Origin of the sequence: Streptomyces changchenzhani (assembly GCF_039766235.1) — a bacterium.
Lineage (GTDB): Bacteria > Actinomycetota > Actinomycetes > Streptomycetales > Streptomycetaceae > Streptomyces.
Genome location: NZ_JBDHNH010000001.1, coordinates 367,388 through 390,413 on the forward strand (window position 1 = coordinate 367,388; position 23,026 = coordinate 390,413).

Genomic DNA, 23,026 nt, shown 5'->3' on the forward strand with positions numbered 1-23,026 from the left:
TCACGGAAGGACCTCCGGGGCAGGAATGGGTTCGCGAGCAGTGGTCTCGGTGGTCTCAACGGTCTGAGTGGTCTCGTAGGGGCCCGTCGTCGGTGTCCGGACCCGCTGTGCGGCTGCCTCGGGCAGCCGCAGGGTGAAGGTGGAGCCCTGTCCTTCCGAGCTCCACACGGTGACTTCCCCACCGTGCGACGCGGCCACGTGCTTGACAATGGCCAGGCCCAGGCCCGTACCGCCGGTGGCACGGGAGCGGGCCGGGTCGACGCGGTAGAAGCGCTCGAAGACACGCTCGCGGTCCTTCTCCGAGATGCCGATCCCCTGGTCGGTGACGGCGATCTCGATCAGGTCGCCGCCGGGGGCGGACACTCGGCGGCCCGCTATGCCGACGCGGGTGCGGGCCGCGCTGTAGTTGACCGCGTTCTCGACGAGGTTGCCGAGGGCGGCGGCGAGCTGGCCGCGGTTTCCCCAGATGCGCAGACCTGCGGCGCCGCCCGCCGCCATGGTGATCTGCTTGGTGGAGGCGGCGTGCCGGCTGCGGTCGATGGCCTCGGCGACGAGTTCGTCGACCCGGACCGGCTCGGCGTCCTCCAGCGGGTCGTCGTTCTGCACCCGGGAAAGATCAATGAGCTCTTGGACCAAATTGGTGAGGCGAGTCGCCTCGATCTGCATCCGGCCGGCGAAACGGGTCACCGCCTCGGGGTCGTCCGAGGCGTCCATGACGGCCTCGGAGAGCAGCGAGAGAGCGCCGGTCGGGGTCTTGAGCTCGTGGCTGACGTTCGCGACGAAGTCGCGGCGTACCGCTTCGATGCGGCGGGCCTCGGTGAGGTCCTCGACCAGCAGGAGGACCAGGCGGGAGCCGAGCGGGGCGACACGGGCGGAGACCGCGAGGGCCTCGCCGCGGCCGGTGCCGCGGCGGGGCAGGTCCAGCTCGACCTGGCGTATCTCCCCGTCGCGGCGGGTGTCCCTGGCCATGTGCAGCATGGGATCGACGGACAGCTTCCCGCCCCGGACGAGCCCGAGGGAGTACGCCGCCGAGCTGGCCTTGACCACGTTGTCGCTCTCGTCGAGCACGACGGCGGAGGAGCGCAGCACGGAGAGCACGGTGTCCACGCCCGGCGGCAGTACGGCGTTGATGTCGGGGCGCATCGAGGACCGGGTGGGCCTGGCCTGGTCGCGCTCGCTCCAGCGGAACGCCAGCATGGCGATCACACCGGTGCACAGTCCGGCGATCGCTGCTGCTGCGGCGACTGCCGCGTCCACGTCCATGCACCCAGGTTAAGCGGGTGTAAGAAGACTTCCCCAGCCAAATGGGTGGCTACTCGAACAGTCGTCGCCCAGAGTTCACCGGGGGGACCGTGCTGGTTCACTTCAGCCGTCCGGATCCGGCCGGGGTTGGATCTCCGAATCCCAGAGTTCACCGGGGAGACGGTGTCGGTTCACTCGGGGTGCCGGAAACGGATGCGTGACGGACGGAACGTGGGAACGTGGGGTTCAGAGGCCTCCCGGAGTACTAGAGAGGGACTTTCATGCGCGACGCGTACCACGAGGAACTTGACTCGATCGGCGAAGACCTGGTCGAGATGGCTCGGCTGGTCGGCTCGGCGATCGGTCGGGCGACCACGTCCATGCTCGACGCGGACCTCAAGCTCGCCGAGAGCGTGATCGCCGCCGACCAGAAGGTCGACGACCTCCAGCACGACCTGGAGGCACGGGCCATAGCCCTGCTGGCCCGCCAGCAGCCCGTCGCCACCGACCTGCGGATCGTCGTCACCTCCCTGCGGATGAGCGCCGACCTGGAGCGCTCGGGAGACCTGGCCCAGCACGTGGCCAAGCTCGCCCGGCTGCGCTTCCCGGCCGCCGCGGTGCCGCACGACCTGCACGCGACCATCCTGGAGATGGGCCAGCTCGCGCAGCGCCTGATGGCGAAGGCGGCGGAGGTCATCATCACCAAGGACGTCGACCTGGCACTCCAGCTGGAGCAGGACGACGACGAGATGGACCTGCTGCACCGCACGCTGTTCCAGCACCTGATGGACGACCGCTGGAAGCACGGCATCGAGACGGCGGTCGACGTGACGCTGCTCGGCCGCTACTACGAGCGCTTCGCGGACCACGCGGTGTCGGTGGCCAAGCGGGTCGTCTACCTGGTGACGGGCGAGCACGCGGACGAACTCCAGGCGGCGAACGCGGCGGCGACGCCTACCGCCGCGCCGGTCGAGGGCGTGTAGGGCGCGCGTCTCGGAGTGAGCGCACGGGGTGACTGCGCGCGTGCGCGGTTGATGCGCCCGCCCCGGTGGGCATGAGATGGGCAGCAGGAGTACGCCACGTACCCCTTCGAGGAGGATCCTCATGGCCGATTCCCCCACGCTCAACTCGCAGCAGGAACCGCGGTCCGACCGCGCGCACGTGCCCACCACACCCGTCCTCGGCGCCTGCGGCTGCGGCTCGGGCTGCTCCTGCGGCTGCCAGTCCGGCGGCCCGTGCCAGTGCGGCGGCTGCGGCTAGCGGCCGACCTCCGCCCGCGGCGACACAAGAAATGGGCCTCGTCCTCGCCGGACGGGGCCCATTTGGCGTTGCTCGACATGCTATTGCTGCGTCTACCTCTCCGGACTGCGCGTGCCGACTGCCGGCCGCCCCCTGAGCGCCCCGCACCCCCTAACGCCCGCACGCCCTCAACAGACGTCAACAGCTCACTTGTTACGACGCTTGCCCGCCCTCTTCCTCAGCTGCCTCTGACCGAGTTTCGTCCACCCACCTTGATGGAGGTAGCACCGCGATGTGCCCTTCATCGTTTTGTTGGCACAGCGGCCTCCAGCCGCCGTAGGCCAACCGCATTTCCCTTGCTTCCACTCACCCACCGTCCACCCCCGGTAGCCCGTGCTCGTACAGAGCAACAGCGTGTGCCACCTCACAGGGACAGGACAGAGCGCACAACCGGCGGCATCGGACCGACCAGGCGCACGCGGGTGCGTACGTCGGATTCAAAGGCGCACAGAAGTTCGCTCTCGGTGGTGAGCGGAAGACATCGCGGCAACCTGGGTCACGTGCGCGGCTGCCTCCGGGCAAACCGGTAAACGATGCAGGTGAGCCCGAGAATGGGATCTACGGCTGCCCACAGTGCGATGACCAGGCCCACTCCGATCGCGGTGCCCTGTCTCACGTCCGGAACTGGACACTCGCCCTCAGGAGTCGGTGTTAAACGAGAGGGCGCACCCGCTTGATGCCAAGCGGTCGCGACCGTGCGCCGAAGGCTCTCGGGAAGACTCTGCGGCCGGACGAGCCCCCGCGCTGAGGGCCCAGCGTGAGCCCAGGGCAGAGGAAAGCCCCTGAGCTGCACCGAATGCGCAGCTCAGGGGCATGACCACTATTCCTACTTCTTCTTGCCCTGGTTCTTCACAGCCTCGATGGCCGCCTTCGCCGCCTCCGGGTCCAGGTACGTGCCGCCCTTCTTGAGGGGGCGGAAGTCTGCGTCCAGTTCGTACGCGAGGGGGATGCCCGTCGGGATGTTCAGGCCAGTGATGTCCTCGTCGGAGACGCCGTCGAGGTGCTTGACCAGGCCGCGCAGGGAGTTGCCGTGGGCGGCTACCAGGACCGTGCGGCCGGTCAGTAGGTCCGGGACGATGGCGTCGTACCAGTACGGGAGCATGCGCTCGACGACGTCCTTGAGGCACTCCGTGCGCGGGCGGAGCTCGCTGGGGATCGTCGCGTAGCGCGGGTCGTCGCTCTGCGAGAACTCGGTGCCGTCTTCCAGCACCGGCGGCGGTGTGTCGTACGAGCGGCGCCACAGCATGAACTGCTCCTCGCCGAACTCCGCGAGGGTCTGTGCCTTGTCCTTGCCCTGGAGCGCGCCGTAGTGCCGCTCGTTCAGGCGCCAGGAGCGGTGGACGGGGATCCAGTGGCGGTCCGCGGAGTCCAGCGCGAGGTTCGCGGTGTGGATGGCGCGCTTCTGGAGGGAGGTGTGCAGGACGTCGGGCAGCAGGCCGGCGTCCTTGAGCAGCTCACCGCTGCGTACCGCCTCCTTCTCGCCCTTCTCGGTGAGGTTGACGTCCACCCATCCGGTGAACAGATTCTTCGCGTTCCAGTCGCTCTCGCCGTGGCGGAGGAGGATCAGCTTGTACGGTGCGTCGGCCATGCGTACGAGCCTAATCCACGCTCCCGGATTGACGCCCGCCGTCAATTGACTCGCCCCCCTGAGCAGGCCACTTGTAAGTTGCGGGCAAGAGGCAGGGGCGCTTACATCACCGGGGGACGTACATGTGGGTCGCGAGTATGCGAAGGGCCACGCGCGAGAGCGTCTCGGGGCTCCCTCGGGAGTTCTGGTGGCTCTGGACGAGCACGCTGGTCAACCGGCTCGGGGCCTTCGTCGCGACCTTCATGGCGCTGTATCTGACGTTGGACCGCGGCTACTCCGCCTCGTACGCCGGTCTGGTGGCCTCGCTGCATGGGCTCGGCGGGGTCGTCTCCTCGCTGGGGGCGGGCATCATGGCGGACCGGTTCGGGCGGCGCCCCACTCTGCTAGTCGCGCAGAGCGCCACCGCGGCCTCGGTCGCGCTCCTTGGCTTCATGCACCACCCGGTGGCCATCGCGGGGGTGGCCTTCCTGGTGGGGATGGCGAGCAACGCGTCGCGGCCCGCCGTGCAGGCGATGATCGCGGACATCGTGAAGCCCGAGGACCGGGTGCGGGCGTTCTCGCTGAATTTCTGGGCGATCAACCTCGGCTTCGCGATCTCCTCGATGGCCGCCGGCTTCATCGCCGAATACAGCTATCTGGCGGGCTTCCTCGGAGAGGCCGTGATGACGCTGGCGTGCGCGGTGGTGGTCTTCCTGAAGCTCCCGGAGTCCCGGCCCACGCAGGCCAGGGACGCGACGGGGAAGTTGATGGAACCGCAGGTCGGGATGGGGACCGTACTGCGCGACAGGCGCTTCATGAGCCTGGTCGGGCTGTCGTTCGTCGTCGCGCTGATCTTTCAGCAGGGGTTCGTCGGGTTGCCGGTGGCGATGGGTACGGACGGCTTCACCAGCGCCGACTTCGGTCTGGCCATCGCCATCAACGGGGTGCTGATCGTGGCGCTGCAAATCCCCGTGACGCGTTACATCGAGCACCGGGATCCCAGGCGGCTGCTGATCATTTCTTCGTTGCTCGCCGGTTACGGCTTCGGGCTCACCGCGTTCGCCGGGTCGATCGCGGCGTACGCGATGACGGTGTGCGTGTGGTCGCTGGCGGAGATCGTCAACGCGCCGACCCAGACGGGCCTGGTGGTGCGGCTCTCACCGGTGCACGGGCGCGGGCGCTACCAGGGGATGTACACGATGTCCTGGTCCGCGGCGGCACTGGTCGCCCCGCTGATGGCCGGCTTCATGATCGACGGCTACGGCGCGGAGTGGCTGTGGGGCGCCTGCGCGGTGCTCGGCACGGTGGCGGCGGGCGGGTTCTGGCTGCTGATGCGGGGGCTTCCTGCGGAGGGGGCGGTGGCGGACTCCCCCGCCACCTCCGTCACGGCGGTCAAGAACAAGGACGAGGCCGGGGTCAGCGCCTGAGGGCGCGTTGGGCCTCGTACAGGTTTCGGGGGCTTACGGCGTCGGGGGCGCCGTACGACTCCAGGCGTGAGCCCAGTTCGCCGGTGAAGTCCGGGGTGTCGATCTGGTCGAACTCGCGGACCGCGGAGATGCCGACCGTGGCGCTGTACGGCGCGATGGTGTCGATTTTCACCAGGCCGGCGCGGGCGTTGGGGACCGTGACGTTCCAGTGGGTGAAGCGGGCGCCGTAGAGCGGGCCCGCGCTCGCGTCGCCGCCGTGGCGGCCGTTGTTGTTGACCGTGATCTCGGTGCGGACGTTCGCGAAGGGCATGCCGCGGTGGGTGTCGAAGGTGCCCATCCCCATGTCGCCGCGCGACCAGACGTTGTAGCTGGACAGGCCCTCGACGTTGATGCCGTGCAGCTGGGTGTTGGGTGGGGCCGGGGCGGTGCGTTCGGCGATGGCGAAGTCCTCGATGAGGTTGTCGTGCGAGCCCTCGCGGCAGAAGTACGGGTGGTGCGAGCCGCGGCCCTCGACGCGGGTGCGGCGCAGGGTGCAGGCGGAGGCGGCGACCAGGCCGAAGCCGTTGTCGGCGTGCCGGACGGTGATGTCCTCGGCCCAGCAGTCGTACGCGCACTGGAAGGTGACGCCGTTGTAGCCCTTGTCGAGGAGGTGCGGCGCCTGCATGGTCTCGACCGCTTCGAGGGTGAGGCCCTCCACGCCGGAGCCGGTGAGAGCCTCCACGTGGGTGGTGATGCGGGGGTCCCATTCGGGGCGTACGTCGAGGGGCAGGGGGCGCTCGAAGGTGACCCTGCGCCCCTTGATCGCGCTGATGCGCACCGGCCACTCGTACGGCACGTAGGAAGTCAGCTTCGTCTTGTCGTCCCACTGGTACGCCTCGGGGCCCGCGCCGCCGCCCGCCATGTGCTCCAGGAGAGTGTGGCCGACGTCGTCGGCGAGGCGTAGGAGTACGAGTTGGCCGCGCTTGAGGCGGGAGGGGTCGTGGACGGTGACGGTGTGGTCGCCGCGGTGGGCGGGCGCGACGGTGCTGAGGGTGCGCCACTCGTCGCGGGCGTTGCCGGTCCAGCCCTCGAAGGGCCAGGCCTTGGCTTTGATGGCCGCGGTGAGGGACTCGTAACGCCCTTGCGGGCAGAGCCAGATGAGGCCGCCGGCCCAGGACCAGCTGGACTTGTCGCCGCCGTAGCGGCTGCCGTACGGGCCGATCAGCTCGGTGAGGCTGCGGGTGGCGATGAGCTTGGTACGGGCGCTGCCGGCGCCGCGCAGGACGACGTTGCTGTGGCCGATGCGGATGACGTCGTCGATGCGGTACGTGCCGGGCGGGACGAGGACGGTGCCGCCGCCGCGTTCGCCTGCGGCGGCGATGGCGCGGTTGATCGCGGGGGCGGAGTCGGTGGAGCCGTCCGGCTTGGCGCCGTGATGGAGGACGTTGGTGACTACGGGGCGGCGGGGGGCGCGAGTTGCGCCTCCGAGGGCGCCCGCTCGGCCTACGTAGGGGATTTGGGGGTGCGTGTAGGGGGTCTTGGAGAACTCCGCCCAGAGGGGGGCTGTGCGGGGAGTGGTGCGGGGAGTGGTGTTGGGTGCGGGTGCGGGTGCGGCGAATGCGGGGGTTGCGCTTGCTGCCGCGACGGCTGTCGCTGTGGTGAGGAGGGTGCGTCTGGTGAGTGTGCGGGTGCGGGTGCGGGCATGCTGCGGGTTACCCATGAGCCGTCTCCATGTATGTGAATGACGTTCAGGTGAGTGTTGGGCGCGAGCATGCCATGGGGTGGGGGCGTGGGGAAGGGGTGCGGGGGCGGGGCCCGAGGTGCGGGTGCGTGGCTGGTGCGGGTTGCCTGCGGCGCTGTCCCCTACCCGCCCTTTCCCGCTGTGTCATTTTGCGGCTGCCGCCGCGTGGTGGGGCTCCGCCCCAGCCCCCGGTCCTCAAACGCCGGACGGGCTGAAATGGGCGGGGTGGGAGCACGTGGGGCGGCCCCACGCCCCGGTCCTCAAACGCCGGACAGGCTGAACGGTTGCCGCACAGCTGAAGAGCTGCCGCACGCTGCACGCGCAGCCGCACCCTCACCCACAGCCACACGCGCACCCGCACCCGCAGCCACACCCGCAGAGAAAGACTGCCCGTCCGGCGTTTGAGGACACGCGGCGGTAGCAGCGCAATGTCAGAGTGCCCGCTCGTCCCGGGTCAGGTTGGTGAACGCGTCCAAGTTTCGCGTGGACTCGCCGCGCGACACCCGCCACGCGTACTCCTTGCGGATCGCGCTCGCGAAACCCAGCTCAAGCAGCGTGTTGAAGCTGCCGTCCGCCGCTTCCAGGACCGTGCCGAGCAGGCGGTCCAGCTCCTCCGGCGTGACCGCCGCGAGCGGCAGTTTGCCTGCGAGGTAGATGTCGCCGAGGCGGTCGACCGCGTAACTCACGCCGTAGAGGCGGAGGTTGCGCTCCAGGAGCCAGCGGTGCACCCCCGTCTCGTTCTCGTCGGGGTGGCGGATCACGAACGCGTTGATGGACAGCGCGTGCCGTCCGACGATCAGCGACACCGTCGTGGACAGCTTGCGGGTGCCGGGGAGCTTGACGACGTAGGAGCCCGGATTGGGGCTCTCCCACTCCAGTTCGGCGTCCTTGAGGGTCGCTTCGACCACCTGTCGCGCGTCAGCGTCAGCCATGCAGCGAGCGTACGCGAAGGAGGCAGGAGTAGCCCGGCGCAGGTCAGCCGTGGTGGGTGTGTTCGACGCGGCGGTACTCGTGCATCGCGGCCGTGTAGACGTCGGCCGTCGCCGAGGCCGCCGTGCCCCAGCCGAAGGACTGCGCGTGCCGGGCGGCGGCCCCGCCCATGCGGTCCACCAGGCCCGGGTCGTCGATGAAACGGCGTAGCGCGTGGGCGTAACCCGCCGGGTCGTGGCCCTGGACCAGGACGCCGGTGACCCCGTCGCGTACCGCCACCGGAAGGCCGCCGACCGCCGCCGCGACGACGGGGGTGCCGACCGCCTCCGCCTCCAGGGCGACGAGCCCGAACGACTCGCTGTACGACGGCATGACCAGCACCGAAGCCGCCCGGAACCAGTCCGCGAGCTGGTCCTGTCCGACCGGCGGACAGAACCGGACCACGTCGGCCACACCGAGCCGCGCGGCGAGCTTCTGCAGTCCCTCGGGCTTGGCGAGGCCGCTGCCGCTCGGCCCGCCGACCACCGGGACGACGATCTTCGAGCGGAGCGAGGGGTCCGAGTCGAGCAGCACGGCGACCGCGCGCAGCAGGATGTCCGGCGCCTTGAGGGGCTGGATGCGCCCGGCGAACAGCGGGACGAACGCGTCCTGCGGCACACCGAGCCGGGCGCGCGCGGCGGCCCGCCCGTCCGCCGGGCGGAAGCGGTCGAGATTCACGCCGGGGTGTACGACGGCGACCTTCCCGGGGTCGGAGTCGTAGAAGCGGACCAGCTCGTCCGCCTCCTCCGCCGTATTGGCGATGAGGCGGTCGGCGGCGCGCACGATCTGGGTCTCGCCTATGACGCGGGCGGCGGGCTCGGGGGTGTCGCCCTCGGCGAGCGAGGCGTTCTTGACCTTGGCCATGGTGTGCATGGCGTGGACCAGCGGGACGCCCCAGCGTTCGGCGGCGAGCCAGCCGACGTGTCCGGAGAGCCAGTAGTGGGAGTGGACGAGGTCGTAGTAGCCGGGCCGCTGTCCGGCCCAGGCCTGCATCACACCGTGTGTGAAGGCGCAGAGCTGCGCGGGCAGCTCCTCCTTGGCGAGGCCCTCGTACGGCCCGGCGTCTATGTGGCGCACGAGCACCCCGGGAGCCAGCTCCACGGACGCCGGCAGGCCGCCGGTGGTGGACCGGGTGAAGATCTCGACCTCTATGTTGATCGCGGCCAGGCGCTTGGCGAGCTCGACGATGTAGACGTTCATGCCGCCCGCGTCCCCGGTCCCCGGCTGGTGCAGCGGGGAGGTGTGGACGCTGAGCATGGCGATACGGCGCGGCTTGCGATGGCCGCCGGGCAGCCGCAGGCGGGGTGGCGCCGCCAGTGTGCCGGCGAGTCGGGAGACGTACTGGCTCACGCGACGGTCCTCTTCGCTGGGGGCATGGCAGGGAGGGGGCACGAGAACCCCTTCCAGAGGCTCAAACAGCGGAACACGCCCTACCATTTCCGTTTTGCCAAATCATTACCCGGGGTTCCTCAACCTTTACGGACGATCGCCCGCACTGTTCACCGGCGCTTACGCTCACTCCATGGCTTCCCGCACGTCCCCCTCGCGCCCGGTGGGCGCCGTGACCCGCGGGACCACCAACCCCAACCGGCTGCGCCGCATGGACCGCTGGATCGCCGCCGTCCACGGCCCCGAGCTGCGGCGTTGCGCGGATCCGGTGGCGGTCGACCTGGGGTACGGGGCCGCGCCGTGGACCGCCGTGGAGCTGCTCGGCCGACTGCGTACCGTCGCCCCCGCCGTCGAAGTGGTGGGCATCGAGATCGAACCGGCCCGGGTCGCGGGCGCGAAGCCGTACGAGCGCGCGGGCCTCACCTTCCGGCACGGCGGTTTCGAGGTGCCACTGCCGGACGGGCGGCGCCCCGCCCTGATCCGGGCGGCGAATGTGTTGCGGCAGTACGACGAGGGGGAGGTCGCCGCCGTCTGGGCGCGGCTGTGCGGGCGGCTGGCGCCGGGCGGACTGCTGGTCGAGGGGACGTGCGACGAGATCGGGCGGCGGCACGTGTGGGTCGCGCTCGGGCCCGAGGGTCCGCGCACGGTCACCTTCGCGACCCGGCTCGGATCGCTGGACCGCCCGTCGGACCTGGCGGAGCGGCTGCCGAAGGCGCTCATCCACCGCAATGTGCCGGGCGAGCCGGTGCACGCGTTCCTGCGGGACTTCGACCGGGCGTGGGCCGCGGCGGCGCCGTACGCCTCGCTGGGCGCCCGGCAGCGCTGGATCAACGCGGTGCGCGCACTGTCCGCCGACTGGCCGCTGACGGACGGACAACGGCGGTGGCGGCAGGGTGAAGTGACGGTGAACTGGGCCGCTCTCCGGCCGCGCACCTCCTGAAACCTCATCGGGATCATCTTCAACGCCCGGCGGAAACAGGGAACGTGGGGCTCGGGCTGATCGTCTGAAAGGTGTGAGTGGGGCGTCCGAACCTGTTGGGTGAGGGGCGTTCGAAACGGGCGGGCGGGGCCTCTGTCGCTTTTACGGACGGCATGGCAGCATCACGGCAGCGCGCCTAAGTTACTGACGGTAAATCAGATTTGGGATCCGGGGGGACTCGTGAACGGACGCCGCAGCGCCGCGACAGCAGCCACGCTGACCTGCGCCTTGGCCGTGCTGGCGGTGCTCGCGCTGCCGGGCACGGCGTACGCCGACCCCAAGCCGCCCAGGAGCGAGCAGAAGCTCCAGGAGGTCCGCAGCGAGATCGACGGTCTCTACCGCAAGGCCGCGCTCGCCACCGACTCCTTCAACCTCGCCGAGGAGAAGGCCGACAAGCAGTCGTCGGAGCTCGTGAAACTGGCCCAGGAGATCGTCAAGGGGCAGAACAAGATCGACCGGCTGAAGAAACGGGTAGGCGCCGAGGCTCGCGCCCAGTACCGCGGCGGCGGCCTGCCGGCCGAGGCGCGACTGATGCTCAGCGGCGACCCGCAGCTCTTCCTGGACGGCGCGGGCCGGTTCCGCGAGGGCCAGCAGGCGACCAAGGGCCTCATGGGTGAACTGACACGAACCCAGGCCGACTTGAAGATCTACACGCAGGACGCGACGGACCAGTGGAAGAAGCTGGAGTCCAACCGCAAGAAGAAGGAAGCGGCAAAGAAGGAAGTCAAGAAGCAGCTCGCCGCCGCCAAGAAGCTCGAATCGACGCTGGAGAAGGAGGAGCGGGCCCGGCTCCTCGCGATGGAGCAGGAGGCGGAGCAGAAGGCGCAGACCGCCTGGCTCGACTCCGGCGCGCTCAAGGAAATCGGCGGCAAGGCGACGGGCGCGGGCAAGACAGCCGTCGCGTACGCGACCGCACAGATCGGCAAGCCGTACGTGTGGGGCGCGGAGGGCCCGGGGTCCTTCGACTGCTCGGGGCTGACGTCACAGGCGTGGCTCGCAGCCGGACGCGGCATTCCGCGCACCTCGCAGGAGCAGTGGAAGCGACTGCCGCGGGTCGCCACGAAGGACATGCTGCCGGGCGACCTCATCATTTACTTCGGCGACGCGACCCATGTCGGGATGTACATCGGCGACGGCGCCATCGTGCACGCGCCGCGCCCCGGCCGGGACGTGACGATCGCGGGCGCGGGCTCGATGCCGATACTCGGGGTCGTACGGCCGGGGAACTAGCGGGCAGTGGGGGCGGGCGGGGTCGGTCCGCTGCCCCGAGGCCCCAGGTGCGGCGGGCTCGGTCCGACGCCCCGGAGAGGCCTCCGTTCGGGACGCCGGGGCGGGCTCCCTCGGTGCCCGGACAGCCTTGATCGGAACCGCCGGGGGACTGCCCGCGTCAGAGCCCCGGGTGCGGCCTCAGCCGGGCCTCGGGCAGGTGTTCCCGAGGTGGTCTTCGTCGGGCCCGTGAGACGGTCCCCGGGCGGCACGCTCGGGGTGATGTTCGTCATGGGCCCCTCCCCCTCCCACCCCGTCGGATGCGTTGTGGGAAGGGGCATATGACGATGACGGTTCCCTCCGGGCCATTCCGTTGCGGCGCCGGGTAACGCTAAGGTCCCCGTTTGGCGGAACGTCGATCGTCGTGCCGCCGTGCCCTCGGGGGGAGGGAAGGAACCCAACCGATGCCCGTACCCATACCGCGGCAGCGAGCGAGCCCGGCCGTGGAAATCGGTCAGGCCGGTCCGCCGCCGCAGCAGCAGCACCCGACCGGGACCGCGGCGTCCGGGACGCCCGCGCCGCCCGGCGCACCCACGCCCGTCTCCACCGCCCCACAGTCCGCGCCGTCCGCGCCGTCCACCTACGGCACCGACCTGACACTGCTGGTGATCGAGGACGACCCGGCGGGGACATTCACCGTCCCCTCGCTGCTCGACGCGGCCGGCACCCGGGTCCGTATCCGCACCGCACGCAACCTCACCGAGGCCGAGCGGCTACTCACGGACGACGTCCACTGCATCCTGCTCGACCTCGACCTGCCCACTCCCGACGGCTCCGACGACGAGCTGGCCACGCTGCGGCGCGTACTGCGGCTCGCGCCGCGTCACGCCGTGCTGGCGCTGACCGCCGAGACGGACACCGAGCGGGCCTCCGAGGCGGTACGGGTCGGCGCCCAGGACTACCTTTTCCGCGACGAGCTGGACGGGCGCCAGCTCAGCCGCGCCATCCGGTACGCGGTGGAGCGCAAGCGCGCCGACACCGCGCAGCACAAGCTCGCCGAGTCACGGCTGCGCGCCCAGGAGAACGCCCGCCTGGAGCGCGGCCTGCTGCCGAAGCCGCTTCTCGAAGGCTCGAACCTGCGCTTCGCCTCGCGCTACCGGCCGGGGCGCTCGCGCGCGCTGCTCGGCGGGGACTTCTACGACGTGGTCCGCACCGCCGACGGCACGGTCCACGCGATGATCGGCGACGTCTGCGGCCACGGCCCCGACGAGGCCGCGCTCGGCGTGGAACTGCGCATAGCCTGGCGCGCGTTGACCTTCGCCGGCCTGTGCGGCGACGAGCTGCTCTCCACCCTCCAGCAGGTGCTGGAGCACGAGCGCGCGAGCGAGGAAATCTTCGCGACGCTCTGCACGGTCGACATCGCGCCGGACGGCCGACGGGCCGGCCTGTGCCTGGCCGGGCACCCGGCGCCGCTGATCGCCCGCAGCGGCGAGGCCGCGAAGCTTCTTCCGTACGAGAACGGGGGCCCCGCCCTCGGCCTGCTGCCGCGCGCACGCTGGCCGCGTAGGCAGGTGGAGCTGGGCGGCTCCTGGAGCCTGATGATGTACACGGACGGACTCATCGAGGGTCACGTCGGCCCGCCCGGCACGAAGCAGCGGCTCGGCCAGGACGGGATGGTCGAGATGATCAACCGCCAGCTGGCGGCCGGCCTGAGCGGCGAGGAGCTGCTGGAGGCCGCGGTCACCGAGGTGCGGGACCTGAACGGCGGGGAGCTGACCGACGACGTGGCCGTACTGCTCCTGGACCGCAACCGACCCTGAGCCCTGGAAGCGGGCCCGCGCCCGAGGAGCACGGGCTGCGCCCGGATGGCACGGCGACTACCGGGCCCGCATGGGCCCGGGGCTCACGAGGTCGGAGCTCAGCGACCGCCGTTGTACGGCCCGTAGGGACCGTCGCTGCTGCTGCCGCCCTTGCGACCGCCGCCACCACGGCCGCCGCCCGAGATCTCCTTGATCGCGGGGCGTACGTCCACCATGAAGACGATCGTCGCGACGAGCCCGGCGATCTGCAGGAACAGCATCGGAACGAAGAGGTTCACGGCCACCGTGACGCCAAGGAGGACCAGCCAGAACACCTTGGTCTTCTTGTCGGCGGCGCGGTAGGCATCCTCGCGGGCCGTCGCGGCGAAGAACAGCGCCACCACGGCGAGGACGAGCATGGCGAGGTTGAGCAACGACATCAGAGTGCCGAATCCCGAAAGCAACATGCTGTGCACCGCCTAGAGAGTGGGTGAGCGCCTCGCGGCCAAGGTACCTGGACAACGGGCCGGACACCCATAAGGTGCCCGGCCCGCCTGCCACGTACTGCGCGCGCATGCGCGTATGTGCTGGTGCGCATGTACTGGCGCACGTACGTGCTCGTGCTGTGCGTGCTCGCGCTGCGTCTACTTCTCCGCGGCCGGCGTGGCCTTCTTGGCCGTCGACTTGCGCGGCGTGGCCTTCTTCGCCGGAGCGGCCTCGGAGTCGGCGCTCTTGGTCCCCGTAGCCGTGCCCGACTCCTTGTCGGACTCGGCGGCGGCCGCGGTCTCGGTCTCCGGGTCGGGCTCGACGGCGACCGCGATCTCGTTGATCTCCTCGGCCACCTCGCCGCGCCACGTCCTCACGGCCTGCTCGCCGTGCTCGGCGACCCGCTCGTACGTCTCGCGCACCTTGACAGCGGCCTCGGCGGCGATGCCGACGCCCCGCAGCGCGATGTCCTGGGCCGACTCGCCCAGCTTCTTCAGGTCGGTGTCGATACTGCCGAGCACCTCGGTCACCTTCGCCTGGGCCTCTTTGGCCTGGCTGACCACCTTGTCCTGCACGACCTTGGGGTCGGTGTTGCGCACGGACTCGATACGGGACGGGACCTCGGTGCGCAGCTGGTCGATCAGTGCGGGAACCTTCTTCGCCTGCTGCACGGCGTTGTCGGCGGTGCCGGCCACGAAGTAGAGGGGGGTCGGGTCGGTGAGGGTCTTACGCAGGTCATCGGTGATGGCCATGACTGTGGTCCTCCCGGATCAGTTCGATTCAGTTCAATGTGAGGGTGGGTCGGCGTCACTGCTGTCGGGGCCGGTCGTGTCCGAGCCGTCGCTGCCGTCCATGCCGTTTTCCTTGCGGAAAGACTCGTAGATCTGCAGCAGCACCTGCTTCTGCCGCTCGTTGATCGAGGGATCGGCCAGGATGACGGCTCGCGTCTCCAGCTCGTCCCGCTCCCGCTCGTCGAGGATCCCGGCCTGCACGTACAGCGTCTCGGCGGAGATCCGCAGTGCCTTCGCAAGCTGCTGCAGGATGTCCGCGCTCGGCTTGCGCAGGCCGCGTTCGATCTGACTGAGGTACGGATTGGACACCCCGGCGGCTTCGGCGAGCTGCCGCAACGACAGCTGCGCGTTGCGCCGCTGCTCGCGCAGATACTCGCCGAGATTTCCGACGTTGAGTGATGCCATGCCTCAATGGTGCGCCACGAGTGCTAACTATTGCAAGCAGATGCTTGCAAAAGTGTTCCACGCCACCCGATCCCCTGCTGAGCCTGAGTGTCCGGTCCCAGCGATGTGTGGGCAGTCCCGCTCTTCTGTGGGCAAGAGGACCACCGTCCCGGTCATCTGTAGGCAAGTTCCGAGGTGTTCCAGTCTTCTGTGGGCAGGGCAGTCGCGCCGTTTCCTACGGTCGGTGCAGGTGGTCGGCGGCGTACGTACGGGGTCTGGATGACTGCAAATAAGGATGGCCTGGAGTCGACCGAGGACTTCGAGATCGAGTACGTGGACCCGGCGGGCGTTCGTCATCGAGGGTCGTTGAGCGGGTTGTGGTCGGTGCGGTTCGAGGGCGTACGGCCTGAGCGCCGGTTCCCATCTTTTCGGGGTCAGGGCAACTGGTGCGGCTGGTACTGGTCGGCGACCTGCGGCGGGCATGTGGGTTATGAGTCGTGGCTGGAGCGCGATCATCTGATGCTGCTCGACTTCGACCCGCGAGTGGCGCTGGTCGCCTCGCAGCCCTTTCAGCTGTCGTGGTCGGGGCCGGACGGGAAGCGGGTGCGGCACACGCCGGATTTCTTCGTACGCCGCACGGATGGCAAGGCGCTGGTGGTGGACGTGCGCCCGGATGAGCGCATCGAGCCGAGGGACGCGATGAAGTTCGCGACGACCGCCGCAGCCTGTGGGCTCGTGGGGTGGGACTTCGTACGGGTGGGGGCGCCGGATGCGGTGCTGCTGGAGAACGTGCGGTGGCTGGCCGGCTACCGGCATCCGCGCGTGCACCGCCCGCAGGTCGCCGAACGGTTGATGGAGGTGTTCGGCGAGGGGGCTTCGCTGCTGTCCGGGGCCAGGCGGGTGGGCGATCAGATCGCGGTGCTTCCGGTGCTCTTCCACCTGCTCTGGCAGCGCGTCCTTGCCGTGGATCTCCGCGCGGGACCGCTGTCGGCGAGTACGCGGGTCGGGCTCGGAGAGGTACGGGAAGGAGGCGGCGATGCCATCGTGTCCGCGGTTGCTGCGAGCGGGTGACCTGGTCCGTTTCGACGGCCGACTGCACACTGTGGTGGCTTTGGAGGGGACCGCGGTCCGTCTCGTCGACGAGGGTCAGTCGCCGAGCGTGGTGTTCCTGGCCCACCTGCTGTCGTCCGCCGGCTTCGAAGTGGTCACGCCGTCCTCGGTGCGGGCAGCGGTTCCGGCGGCCGGAGTGCTGGAGGGGTTTCCCCGCAAGGCCGTTGAGCGGGCGGAATGGTGGCAGCAGCACCTGGTGGAGATGCTCACCGGCCGTCCGCTGGAGGACCCGCACGGGCCGGTGCGGGCCGCATACGATCCGGCAGTCCGGTCGCTGCGGCAGCGCGAGCTGACCAAGGCCGAAGAGCTTGAGGCGGGTGGGCACCCCGCGTCCTTGAAGCTGATCCAGCGGATGCGGGGACGCTTCGAGCGCGAGGGCGTGCTGGGCCTGGTCGACCCGCGACTGCGGGCCGTCTCGGACGGCACGGGCCGCGTCGACCGGAGGGTCGTCGCGACCCTGCGTAAGGTCGTGGAGGACCAGACCAGTCGCTCCACGGTGTCCGCTCAGGTCCTGCGGCGCCGGATGGAACGTGCGCTGGAGGCCGAACACGGTCCGGAAGTGGTGCCGCTGCCGTCCCGGACGACGTTCTACCGGCTACTGTCCGCGCTCTCCTCCGGGCGGCACACCCTGGGCTCGGCCCGCACCCGCCGGTCGCTGGCCAAGCAGCCGGACGGCATGTTCGGTCAGCTCACCGCGGTCCGGCCGGGTGAGGTGATGGAGATCGACTCAACTCCCCTGGACGTGCTGGTCGTCCATGACGACGGCACGGTGGACACCGTCGAGTTGACCGGCATCGTGGACATCGCGACCCGCACGCTGGCCGCGGCGGTGCTACGGCCCTCGACGAAGGCGGTGGATGCCGCGCTGCTGCTGGCGCGGGCGATGACACCGGAGCCGATGCGGCCGGGCTGGGCGGACGCGCTGAGGATGTCCCGCTCGGTCCTCCCGCACACCTCGCTCATCGCGCTCGACGAACGGCTGGCCAACGCCGCGGCTGTCCCGGTGATCACGCCGGAGACGATCGTCTGCGACCGGGGAAAGGCATATATCTCCGACACGTTCCGCTCGGCCTGCCAGGCGCTCGGCATCTCCTTCCAGCCGGCCCACCCGGACACCCCGACCGACAAACCGCATATCGAGAAAACTCTGGGTTCGGTGGCCACGATGTTCAGCCAGTACCTCCCCGGTCACAAGGGACGCAGCACTGAACACCGTGGCGTCGATCCGGCGGCGGAGGCTGTCTGGTCGATCCATCAGCTTCAGGAACTACTCCAGCAATGGATCGTCATCTGGCAGAACCGGCCGCACGACGGCCTGCGGGACCCGCTGATGCCAGGCAAAGCACTGAGCCCCAACGAGAAGTACGCCGCCCTGGTCGCGGCCGCCGGGCACGTCCCGGTCGCGCTGAACTCGGAGGAGTACATCGAGCTGCTGCCCCGGCACCGTCGGACGACCAACTCCTACGGCGTCCGCATCAACCACCGCACCTACGACAGTGCGGAGTTGAACCCCTTCCGCCGTCAGCACTCCGGTGCGGGAGACGATGGCCGGGGCTGGGACGTGCACTACGACCCCTACGACATCTCCCGCGTCTGGGTACGCAACCACCGTCAGGGAGGTTGGATCACCGCGATCTGGCGCCACCTTCGCACCGCCCCGATGCCCATGGGCGAGCTGGCCTGGGACCATGCTCGCCGCATCCTGGCCCAGCGGGGCACGGATGCCGTGACAGAAGAGGAGATCGCCCAGACCGCCGTCGCGTTGCTGGACCGCGCCGCCGACGGGCCGGAGCAGGCACCCGTGAAACCATCTGCCGCCTCCTCCCGCCGAGGCCGCCGGGACCGCAAGGTCGCTGCCCGCACCCGCACGACTTCCCCACCGGCCTGGCCCCGCCCCGCTGACGAGCCCGAGTCGCCTGCTCTGCCCGCTCCCACGGAGGACGGCGAAGAGGATCTCGCCAAGGTCGTCCCGCTGGAGATTTTCGACGCACGCAAGGAGGCCGAGAGGCGGTGGTGACCACGACGGAACCGGGTGAGGATGACATTGCGGACCTCGGAGAGGACCGGCCTGACCCGACGACGCGTCTGGAGGGCTGGCGCCGGTTCGTCGAGGAGGACCTGGCCGCTTTCGATCTGCTGCCCGAGCCGCAGTGGCACTCCTTGAGCCCGATGGGGCGTGAAATCTACGACGAGGCCCGGATCCGCTATCACTCCGAACTACAGGTCGTGCGAACCTCGGCGGTGAAGGAGATCGCCCACCAGGGGCGGCTGTTGACGCTGCTCAACCAGCGCGAACACGGGGCTCGACGCGGGATGATCGTCTCCGGGAAGCAGACGACGGGGAAGACGACCGCGCTCAAGCAGCTTGGCCGCCTCCACGAGCTGCGGGTCCGGCAGCGCTATCCGGGGAGTAGTCGGATCCCGGTCGTCTACCTGACCGCACCGCCCAAAGGGTCCCCGCGCAAGCTCGCTATGGAGTTCGCGCGGTTCCTGGGCCTGCCGGCCATCGGGCCCCGGCACAACACGATCGACATCACCAGCGCCGTCTGCCAGGTGATGATCGAAGCCCGAACGGACCTTGTGCTGGTCGACGAGATCCATCTCATGAACCACGCCACGCTCGCAGGAGAAGATCTCTCCGACCATCTCAAGTACTTCACCGAGCACCTGCCTGCCACGTTTGTCTATGCCGGGATCGACGTCGAGCAGTCCGGTGTCTTCACCGGTGTCCGCGGCAAGCAGCTTGGTGGCCGGTGCGTGCTTGTCCGCACCGGGCCATTCCCGTTGGGCCCTGAATGGCGTTCGCTGGTCGCCTCCTTGGAGACAACCCTCCGTCTGCATCGGCACGAGCCAGGCACGCTGGTAAAGCTCTCGGACTACCTGCATCAGCGGACCGGCGGCGTCATCGGCAGCCTCTCCCACCTGATCCGCGCGGCATCCATCTCCGCGATCCTCGACACCAGCGAGCGCATCACCCGCGCCATACTCAAGAGCACACGTATCGACCACAACAGTGAGTCCGCCTCCCAACTTGCCTCGCCGCGAGGGGCGGTGCAATGAGTGGACCTACCGGCTTCTGGCTCGTTCGTCCGCTTCCTCTGCCGGTCAAGCCCTTCCCCCGTGAGACCGAAGATTCATATCTGTGGCGTCTGAGTCAGACGAACAAGATTCCCCTCCAGCGATTGACATCGCCAAGTCACTGGCTGCTGTCTCAGCGGGACTACGTGAGCCGACTGAGCATCGTTAGCGGTCAGCCCCGCGCCAGCCTCCTAAAAGCGATTCCTCACCTCGGCATGAAAAAGGGTGACCCCGGGCGCCCGCGGCAGCGCGGTAGCTACGCCTGCCGCCATTGCGTCGCGCGGCGGACCGGCAGCACACACCACAGTGTCTGGACCTGGATGTCCTGCCACGACCAAGTCTGCATCCCACACCGCCTCTGGATCGGACGTGCTGTCGACGACCCCACCCGCCAGCTTGATCTCACCGAGTTTCCCGACATCGTTGAAGCACAACGTCGTCACTACCGGCTGTTGCGCCGGCACGGACACCTTGTGATGGATTCGTGCTACCAGTACGGCTCGGACTTCTGGCACAGCCTGTTCCAGCGCGGATACCGCCTCAGTGACCGAGCGGAACGGCTCCGCCAGTTATCGCCGGTCACCCGGGAGGTTCGCCCCTTCGACCCACGCCGCTATGTCGCCGTCTACCCGGAAATCGTCGAGGCCATCTCGCTCTTTGCATCCCCATACTGGCGGAGTCTCGCTCTTACGGACAATGAAACGAAGTTCAAAGAGTTCAGAGCGGAGTTCAACCGACGGCTGCCCCAGGAACGAGCGCTCCGGACCACGGCTCGGGCGTGGTTCCTCGCTGAACTCAAGCGGACCGCTATGCGCATCGAAGCAGCCGTGCAGCACGCTCACCCGGAGCCGGATCTGGGGTTTGTTGTTCGGTCGGAGAGCCGCTAGGGCCTGTTGCGAAAGTGGATCTTGACTGTGAAACGATCACGGTGTGGCGCGTGGAGATCTGACAGACGAACAGTGGGTACGGCTGGAACCGCTCTTGCCGAAGGGCAGTAAGTCCGGCCGACCGCCGATATGGCCCAGGCGGCAGCTGATCAACGGCATACGGTGGCGGACCCGGGCCGGCACGCCGTGGCGGGATGTGCCCGAGCGGTACGGGCCGTGGGACCGGGTCTACGATCTGTTCCGGCGCTGGCAGCGGGACGGCACCTGGAAGCGGATCTTCACCGAACTGCAGGCCCAGGCCGACGCGAAGGACCTGATCACCTGGGATGTGAGTGTCGACTCAACGGTGTGCCGAGCCCATCAGCACGCCGCCGGTGCGGTGAAAAGGGGGATCTCCAGAAGGAGCCGCCCGGAGGTGTCGAGACCGAGCCGGACGACCACGGGCTCGGGCGCTCACGCGGTGGGCTGACCACCAAGATTCACCTCGCGGTCGAGCAGGGGCAAAAACCCATGTCCATCGTGATCACGGCCGGGCAGCGCGGCGATTCCCCGCAGTTCGAACCGGTACTTGAGCGCATCCGGGTACCCCGCAAGGGGCTGGGGCGTCCCCGCAAACGGCCCGCCAAAGTCCGCGCCGACAAGGCGTACGGCTCCCGGAAGAATCGCGCCTACCTGCGCAGACGCGGGATCCGCTGCACGATCCCGGAGAAGAAGGACCAGATCCGCAACCGCAGGAAGCTTGGTTCCCGTGGCGGCCGACCGCCGAAGTTCGACAAGGCCGACTACCGCGAACGCCACGCAGTCGAGTGCGGGATCAACCGCCTCAAACGTCACCGGGCCGTCGCCACGAGATACGACAAACTCGCCGTCCGCTACGAAGCCACCATCCTCGTCGCAGCCATCAATGAGTGGCTGTGACCAGCACTTTCGCAACAGGCCCTAGTTGACCTTCACCTTGGGGGAGGCCAGACCATCAATGGGCCGGGCGACGTGCTCGGCATGAGGAGGAGCGAGCATGGGGTTGCTGACCATCGGGACGTTCGCGAAGGCGTCCCGCCTGTCGCCGAAGGCGCTGCGTCTTTACGACGAGCTCGGACTGCTGCCCCCCGCTCGCGTCGACCCGGTGAGCGGCTATCGCCTCTACGCACCGGAACAACTGGACCAGGCCCGGCTCGTCGCCTGGCTCCGGCGCCTGGGGATGCCCCTGGCCCGCATCCAGCACATCTGCACGCTGGAGTCAGCCGCGGCGGCACAGGAGATCCGCGCGTTCTGGGCCCAGGTCGAGGCCGACACCGCCGCGCGGCGGGACCTCGCTTCCTTCCTCATCGACCATCTGTCCTGGAAGGACCCCGCCATGTCTCCGACCACCAAGCCCCTGGGAATCCGTTACGCCGCCCTTTCCGACACGGGCCTTGTCCGCGAGAGCAACCAGGACACCGCCTACGCCGGGTCCCGCCTGCTCGCCGTCGCCGACGGCTACGGCAGCGCAGGAGCCCCAGCCAGCGCGGCCGCCGTCGACGCGCTCAAGCGCCTCGAAACCGACAGCATCCCGGCATGCGATCTCCTCAACGTCCTCGAAGACGCCATCGAGCAGGCCAAACAGGCCGTCAACGGCGTCGCCGGACCCGGCTCATCACCCGAAGAGGCCGGCACCACACTCACCGCGATGCTCTGGACCGGCTCACAGTTGGCCCTCGTCCACATCGGCGACTCCCGCGTCTACCTACTGCGCGACGGAGAGCTGTTCCAGATCACCCACGATCACACCATGGTGCAGTCGATGGTCGACGAAGGGCGTCTCACCCCGGAGGAAGCCGTCTCCCACCCCCAGCGGGCGCTGCTGATACGAGCCCTGGGCCAAGGAGCCGATGCCACCCACGACATGCGCCTTCACGACACTCAGCACGGAGACCGATACCTGCTCTGCTCCGACGGCCTGTCGAGCGTCGTGCAGACCGAAGAAGTCCGACGGGTGCTCTCCGAGATCACGGAGCCCGAGCAGGCCGTCCGCGAACTCATCGCCCTCGCCAACGGCTCCGGCGGCCCCGACAACATCAGCTGCGTGGTCGCCGACGTCACGGAGCTCCAGCAGTAGGAGCGAGCGGCATGCACTTCGACTTGCACCAGATCCGCTCTCAGGAACTCATCCGCGACGCCGACGAGTACCGACTCGCCCAACAAGCCAGGAGACCCAAGCCGGCTCCCCGAGCCACGGCAACCAGCGCCTCGCAAGCGACTCCACGGCGCCCGCTGGCCTGGCTCTGAGGTTCCCCCGAGATGCGGAGGGCGATGACAGCGGGTCAGATGGTTCTCATGAGAGGAACTCTGACCATGGCCGCTCCGAGGAAATATCCGCTGGAGTTGCGTGAGCGTGCGGTGCGGATGTATCGCACCGCCGAGCCGAAGCCCCAGATCAAGCGCCTGGCCATTGAGCTGGGGGTCCACCCGGAGGCACTGCGCGGCTGGATCCGCCAGGCCGAGGCCGACCGCGGCGAGCGCGACGACCGGCTGACCACCGAGGAGAAGGACGAGCTGGGCCAGCTGCGGCGGGAGGTGAAGGAACTGCGCCGGGCGAACGAGATCCTGCGCACGGCCTCGGCTTTTTTCGCCCAGGAACTCGACACGACCCGGCGCAGGTACTGACGTTCCTCAGCGAACGCAGTGACCTCGGTGTCGAGCCCGTACTCCGGGAA

21 protein-coding genes are annotated in these 23,026 nt (G+C 69.2%); 13 read left to right on the forward strand and 8 right to left on the reverse strand.

Features of this window, described 5'->3' with window-relative positions; genetic code table 11:
- Entirely contained in the window at positions 1-1,263 is a 1,263-nt protein-coding gene (gene phoR, locus ABCR94_RS01810; RefSeq protein ID WP_347117169.1) for a two-component system sensor histidine kinase PhoR, read from the reverse strand.
- Between the two features lie 260 nt (positions 1,264-1,523).
- Between phoR and phoU the strand changes: the two genes are divergently transcribed.
- Together phoU and ABCR94_RS01820 are read left to right on the forward strand one after the other, a co-directional pair.
- Positions 1,524-2,225 (forward strand): phosphate signaling complex protein PhoU, encoded by a 702-nt coding sequence (gene phoU / locus ABCR94_RS01815; protein WP_347117170.1) that lies wholly within the window; start codon positions 1,524-1,526, stop codon positions 2,223-2,225.
- A 121-nt stretch (positions 2,226-2,346) separates the two neighbouring features.
- Positions 2,347-2,502 (forward strand): hypothetical protein, encoded by a 156-nt coding sequence (locus ABCR94_RS01820; protein ID WP_347117171.1) that lies wholly within the window; start codon positions 2,347-2,349, stop codon positions 2,500-2,502.
- 865 nt (positions 2,503-3,367) lie between these two features.
- Here the strand turns inward: ABCR94_RS01820 and ABCR94_RS01825 are convergent.
- Positions 3,368-4,129 carry a phosphoglyceromutase gene (locus tag ABCR94_RS01825; RefSeq protein ID WP_347117172.1) on the reverse strand — a complete coding sequence of 254 codons (762 nt, stop codon included), beginning with the start codon at positions 4,127-4,129 and terminating at the stop codon, positions 3,368-3,370.
- 122 nt (positions 4,130-4,251) lie between these two features.
- Between ABCR94_RS01825 and ABCR94_RS01830 the strand changes: the two genes are divergently transcribed.
- Positions 4,252-5,535 (forward strand): MDR family MFS transporter, encoded by a 1,284-nt coding sequence (locus ABCR94_RS01830; RefSeq protein ID WP_347117173.1) that lies wholly within the window; start codon positions 4,252-4,254, stop codon positions 5,533-5,535.
- Here the strand turns inward: ABCR94_RS01830 and ABCR94_RS01835 are convergent.
- From ABCR94_RS01835 to mshA, 3 genes are all read right to left on the reverse strand, one after another.
- Positions 5,525-7,234, reverse strand: coding sequence for a glycosyl hydrolase family 28-related protein (locus ABCR94_RS01835; RefSeq protein WP_347117174.1), 1,710 nt, complete (start codon positions 7,232-7,234; stop codon positions 5,525-5,527). The two genes, ABCR94_RS01830 and ABCR94_RS01835, sit on opposite strands and share 11 nt — an antisense overlap.
- A 452-nt stretch (positions 7,235-7,686) precedes the next feature.
- Positions 7,687-8,187 carry a type III secretion system chaperone family protein gene (locus ABCR94_RS01840; protein WP_347117175.1) on the reverse strand — a complete coding sequence of 167 codons (501 nt, stop codon included), beginning with the start codon at positions 8,185-8,187 and terminating at the stop codon, positions 7,687-7,689.
- 43 nt (positions 8,188-8,230) lie between these two features.
- Positions 8,231-9,574 carry a D-inositol-3-phosphate glycosyltransferase gene (gene mshA / locus ABCR94_RS01845; protein WP_347117176.1) on the reverse strand — a complete coding sequence of 448 codons (1,344 nt, stop codon included), beginning with the start codon at positions 9,572-9,574 and terminating at the stop codon, positions 8,231-8,233.
- Between the two features lie 172 nt (positions 9,575-9,746).
- On the opposite strand from mshA, the gene ABCR94_RS01850 reads away from it, so the two are divergent.
- From ABCR94_RS01850 to ABCR94_RS01860, 3 genes are all read left to right on the forward strand, one after another.
- Entirely contained in the window at positions 9,747-10,553 is an 807-nt protein-coding gene (locus tag ABCR94_RS01850; protein WP_347117177.1) for a class I SAM-dependent methyltransferase, read from the forward strand.
- Between the two features lie 219 nt (positions 10,554-10,772).
- Positions 10,773-11,822 carry a C40 family peptidase gene (locus ABCR94_RS01855; protein WP_347117178.1) on the forward strand — a complete coding sequence of 350 codons (1,050 nt, stop codon included), beginning with the start codon at positions 10,773-10,775 and terminating at the stop codon, positions 11,820-11,822.
- Between the two features lie 440 nt (positions 11,823-12,262).
- Positions 12,263-13,618 (forward strand): PP2C family protein-serine/threonine phosphatase, encoded by a 1,356-nt coding sequence (locus ABCR94_RS01860; protein ID WP_347117179.1) that lies wholly within the window; start codon positions 12,263-12,265, stop codon positions 13,616-13,618.
- Positions 13,619-13,716: 98 nt separating this feature from the next.
- On the opposite strand, the gene ABCR94_RS01865 is transcribed toward ABCR94_RS01860, so the two are convergent.
- The 3 genes from ABCR94_RS01865 to ABCR94_RS01875 form a co-directional block, all read right to left on the reverse strand.
- On the reverse strand, positions 13,717-14,064 hold the full coding sequence (locus tag ABCR94_RS01865; RefSeq protein ID WP_347117180.1) for a DUF2516 family protein: 348 nt from the start codon (positions 14,062-14,064) through the stop codon (positions 13,717-13,719).
- A 177-nt stretch (positions 14,065-14,241) separates the two neighbouring features.
- Positions 14,242-14,835 (reverse strand): prolipoprotein diacylglyceryl transferase, encoded by a 594-nt coding sequence (locus ABCR94_RS01870; RefSeq protein ID WP_347117181.1) that lies wholly within the window; start codon positions 14,833-14,835, stop codon positions 14,242-14,244.
- A gap of 33 nt (positions 14,836-14,868) precedes the next feature.
- On the reverse strand, positions 14,869-15,279 hold the full coding sequence (locus ABCR94_RS01875) for a helix-turn-helix domain-containing protein (RefSeq protein ID WP_347117182.1): 411 nt from the start codon (positions 15,277-15,279) through the stop codon (positions 14,869-14,871).
- Positions 15,280-15,537: 258 nt separating this feature from the next.
- On the opposite strand from ABCR94_RS01875, the gene ABCR94_RS01880 reads away from it, so the two are divergent.
- The 7 genes from ABCR94_RS01880 to ABCR94_RS01910 all read left to right on the forward strand — a co-directional run bounded on the left by ABCR94_RS01880 (position 15,538) and on the right by ABCR94_RS01910 (position 22,976).
- The gene (locus ABCR94_RS01880) at positions 15,538-16,329 is read left to right on the forward strand and encodes a TnsA-like heteromeric transposase endonuclease subunit (RefSeq protein ID WP_347117183.1); all 792 of its coding nucleotides are present in this window, start codon (positions 15,538-15,540) and stop codon (positions 16,327-16,329) included.
- Positions 16,295-18,385 carry a TnsB C-terminal domain-containing protein gene (locus tag ABCR94_RS01885; RefSeq protein WP_347117184.1) on the forward strand — a complete coding sequence of 697 codons (2,091 nt, stop codon included), beginning with the start codon at positions 16,295-16,297 and terminating at the stop codon, positions 18,383-18,385. The genes ABCR94_RS01880 and ABCR94_RS01885 overlap by 35 nt, the downstream gene beginning before the upstream one ends.
- Entirely contained in the window at positions 18,379-19,428 is a 1,050-nt protein-coding gene (locus ABCR94_RS01890; RefSeq protein WP_347117185.1) for a TniB family NTP-binding protein, read from the forward strand. The genes ABCR94_RS01885 and ABCR94_RS01890 overlap by 7 nt, the downstream gene beginning before the upstream one ends.
- A complete protein-coding gene (locus ABCR94_RS01895) occupies positions 19,425-20,333 on the forward strand; it encodes a hypothetical protein (RefSeq protein WP_347117186.1) in 909 nt (302 codons plus the stop codon). The genes ABCR94_RS01890 and ABCR94_RS01895 overlap by 4 nt, the downstream gene beginning before the upstream one ends.
- 43 nt (positions 20,334-20,376) lie before the next feature.
- A protein-coding gene (locus ABCR94_RS01900) for an IS5 family transposase (RefSeq protein ID WP_347117187.1) occupies positions 20,377-21,251 on the forward strand; the annotation gives its coding sequence in 2 pieces (ribosomal slippage) (positions 20,377-20,712 and positions 20,715-21,251; 873 coding nt in all).
- 97 nt (positions 21,252-21,348) lie between these two features.
- On the forward strand, positions 21,349-22,428 hold the full coding sequence (locus ABCR94_RS01905) for a protein phosphatase 2C domain-containing protein (RefSeq protein WP_347117188.1): 1,080 nt from the start codon (positions 21,349-21,351) through the stop codon (positions 22,426-22,428).
- Positions 22,429-22,646: 218 nt separating this feature from the next.
- Positions 22,647-22,976: a transposase gene (locus tag ABCR94_RS01910; RefSeq protein ID WP_347116874.1), complete on the forward strand. Its 330-nt coding sequence runs from the start codon at positions 22,647-22,649 to the stop codon at positions 22,974-22,976.
- Positions 22,977-23,026 lie beyond the last annotated feature (50 nt).

Coding starts and splice junctions, on each gene's coding strand:
- phoR (WP_347117169.1), bottom strand. CDS start 1,263: ATGGACGTGGACGCGGCAGTCGCCGCAGCAGCAGCGATCGCCGGACTG.
- phoU (WP_347117170.1), top strand. CDS start 1,524: ATGCGCGACGCGTACCACGAGGAACTTGACTCGATCGGCGAAGACCTG.
- ABCR94_RS01820 (WP_347117171.1), top strand. CDS start 2,347: ATGGCCGATTCCCCCACGCTCAACTCGCAGCAGGAACCGCGGTCCGAC.
- ABCR94_RS01825 (WP_347117172.1), bottom strand. CDS start 4,129: ATGGCCGACGCACCGTACAAGCTGATCCTCCTCCGCCACGGCGAGAGC.
- ABCR94_RS01830 (WP_347117173.1), top strand. CDS start 4,252: ATGTGGGTCGCGAGTATGCGAAGGGCCACGCGCGAGAGCGTCTCGGGG.
- ABCR94_RS01835 (WP_347117174.1), bottom strand. CDS start 7,234: ATGGGTAACCCGCAGCATGCCCGCACCCGCACCCGCACACTCACCAGA.
- ABCR94_RS01840 (WP_347117175.1), bottom strand. CDS start 8,187: ATGGCTGACGCTGACGCGCGACAGGTGGTCGAAGCGACCCTCAAGGAC.
- ABCR94_RS01850 (WP_347117177.1), top strand. CDS start 9,747: ATGGCTTCCCGCACGTCCCCCTCGCGCCCGGTGGGCGCCGTGACCCGC.
- ABCR94_RS01860 (WP_347117179.1), top strand. CDS start 12,263: ATGCCCGTACCCATACCGCGGCAGCGAGCGAGCCCGGCCGTGGAAATC.
- ABCR94_RS01865 (WP_347117180.1), bottom strand. CDS start 14,064: ATGTTGCTTTCGGGATTCGGCACTCTGATGTCGTTGCTCAACCTCGCC.
- ABCR94_RS01870 (WP_347117181.1), bottom strand. CDS start 14,835: ATGGCCATCACCGATGACCTGCGTAAGACCCTCACCGACCCGACCCCC.
- ABCR94_RS01875 (WP_347117182.1), bottom strand. CDS start 15,279: ATGGCATCACTCAACGTCGGAAATCTCGGCGAGTATCTGCGCGAGCAG.
- ABCR94_RS01880 (WP_347117183.1), top strand. CDS start 15,538: ATGACTGCAAATAAGGATGGCCTGGAGTCGACCGAGGACTTCGAGATC.
- ABCR94_RS01885 (WP_347117184.1), top strand. CDS start 16,295: ATGCCATCGTGTCCGCGGTTGCTGCGAGCGGGTGACCTGGTCCGTTTC.
- ABCR94_RS01895 (WP_347117186.1), top strand. CDS start 19,425: ATGAGTGGACCTACCGGCTTCTGGCTCGTTCGTCCGCTTCCTCTGCCG.
- ABCR94_RS01905 (WP_347117188.1), top strand. CDS start 21,349: ATGGGGTTGCTGACCATCGGGACGTTCGCGAAGGCGTCCCGCCTGTCG.
- ABCR94_RS01910 (WP_347116874.1), top strand. CDS start 22,647: ATGAGAGGAACTCTGACCATGGCCGCTCCGAGGAAATATCCGCTGGAG.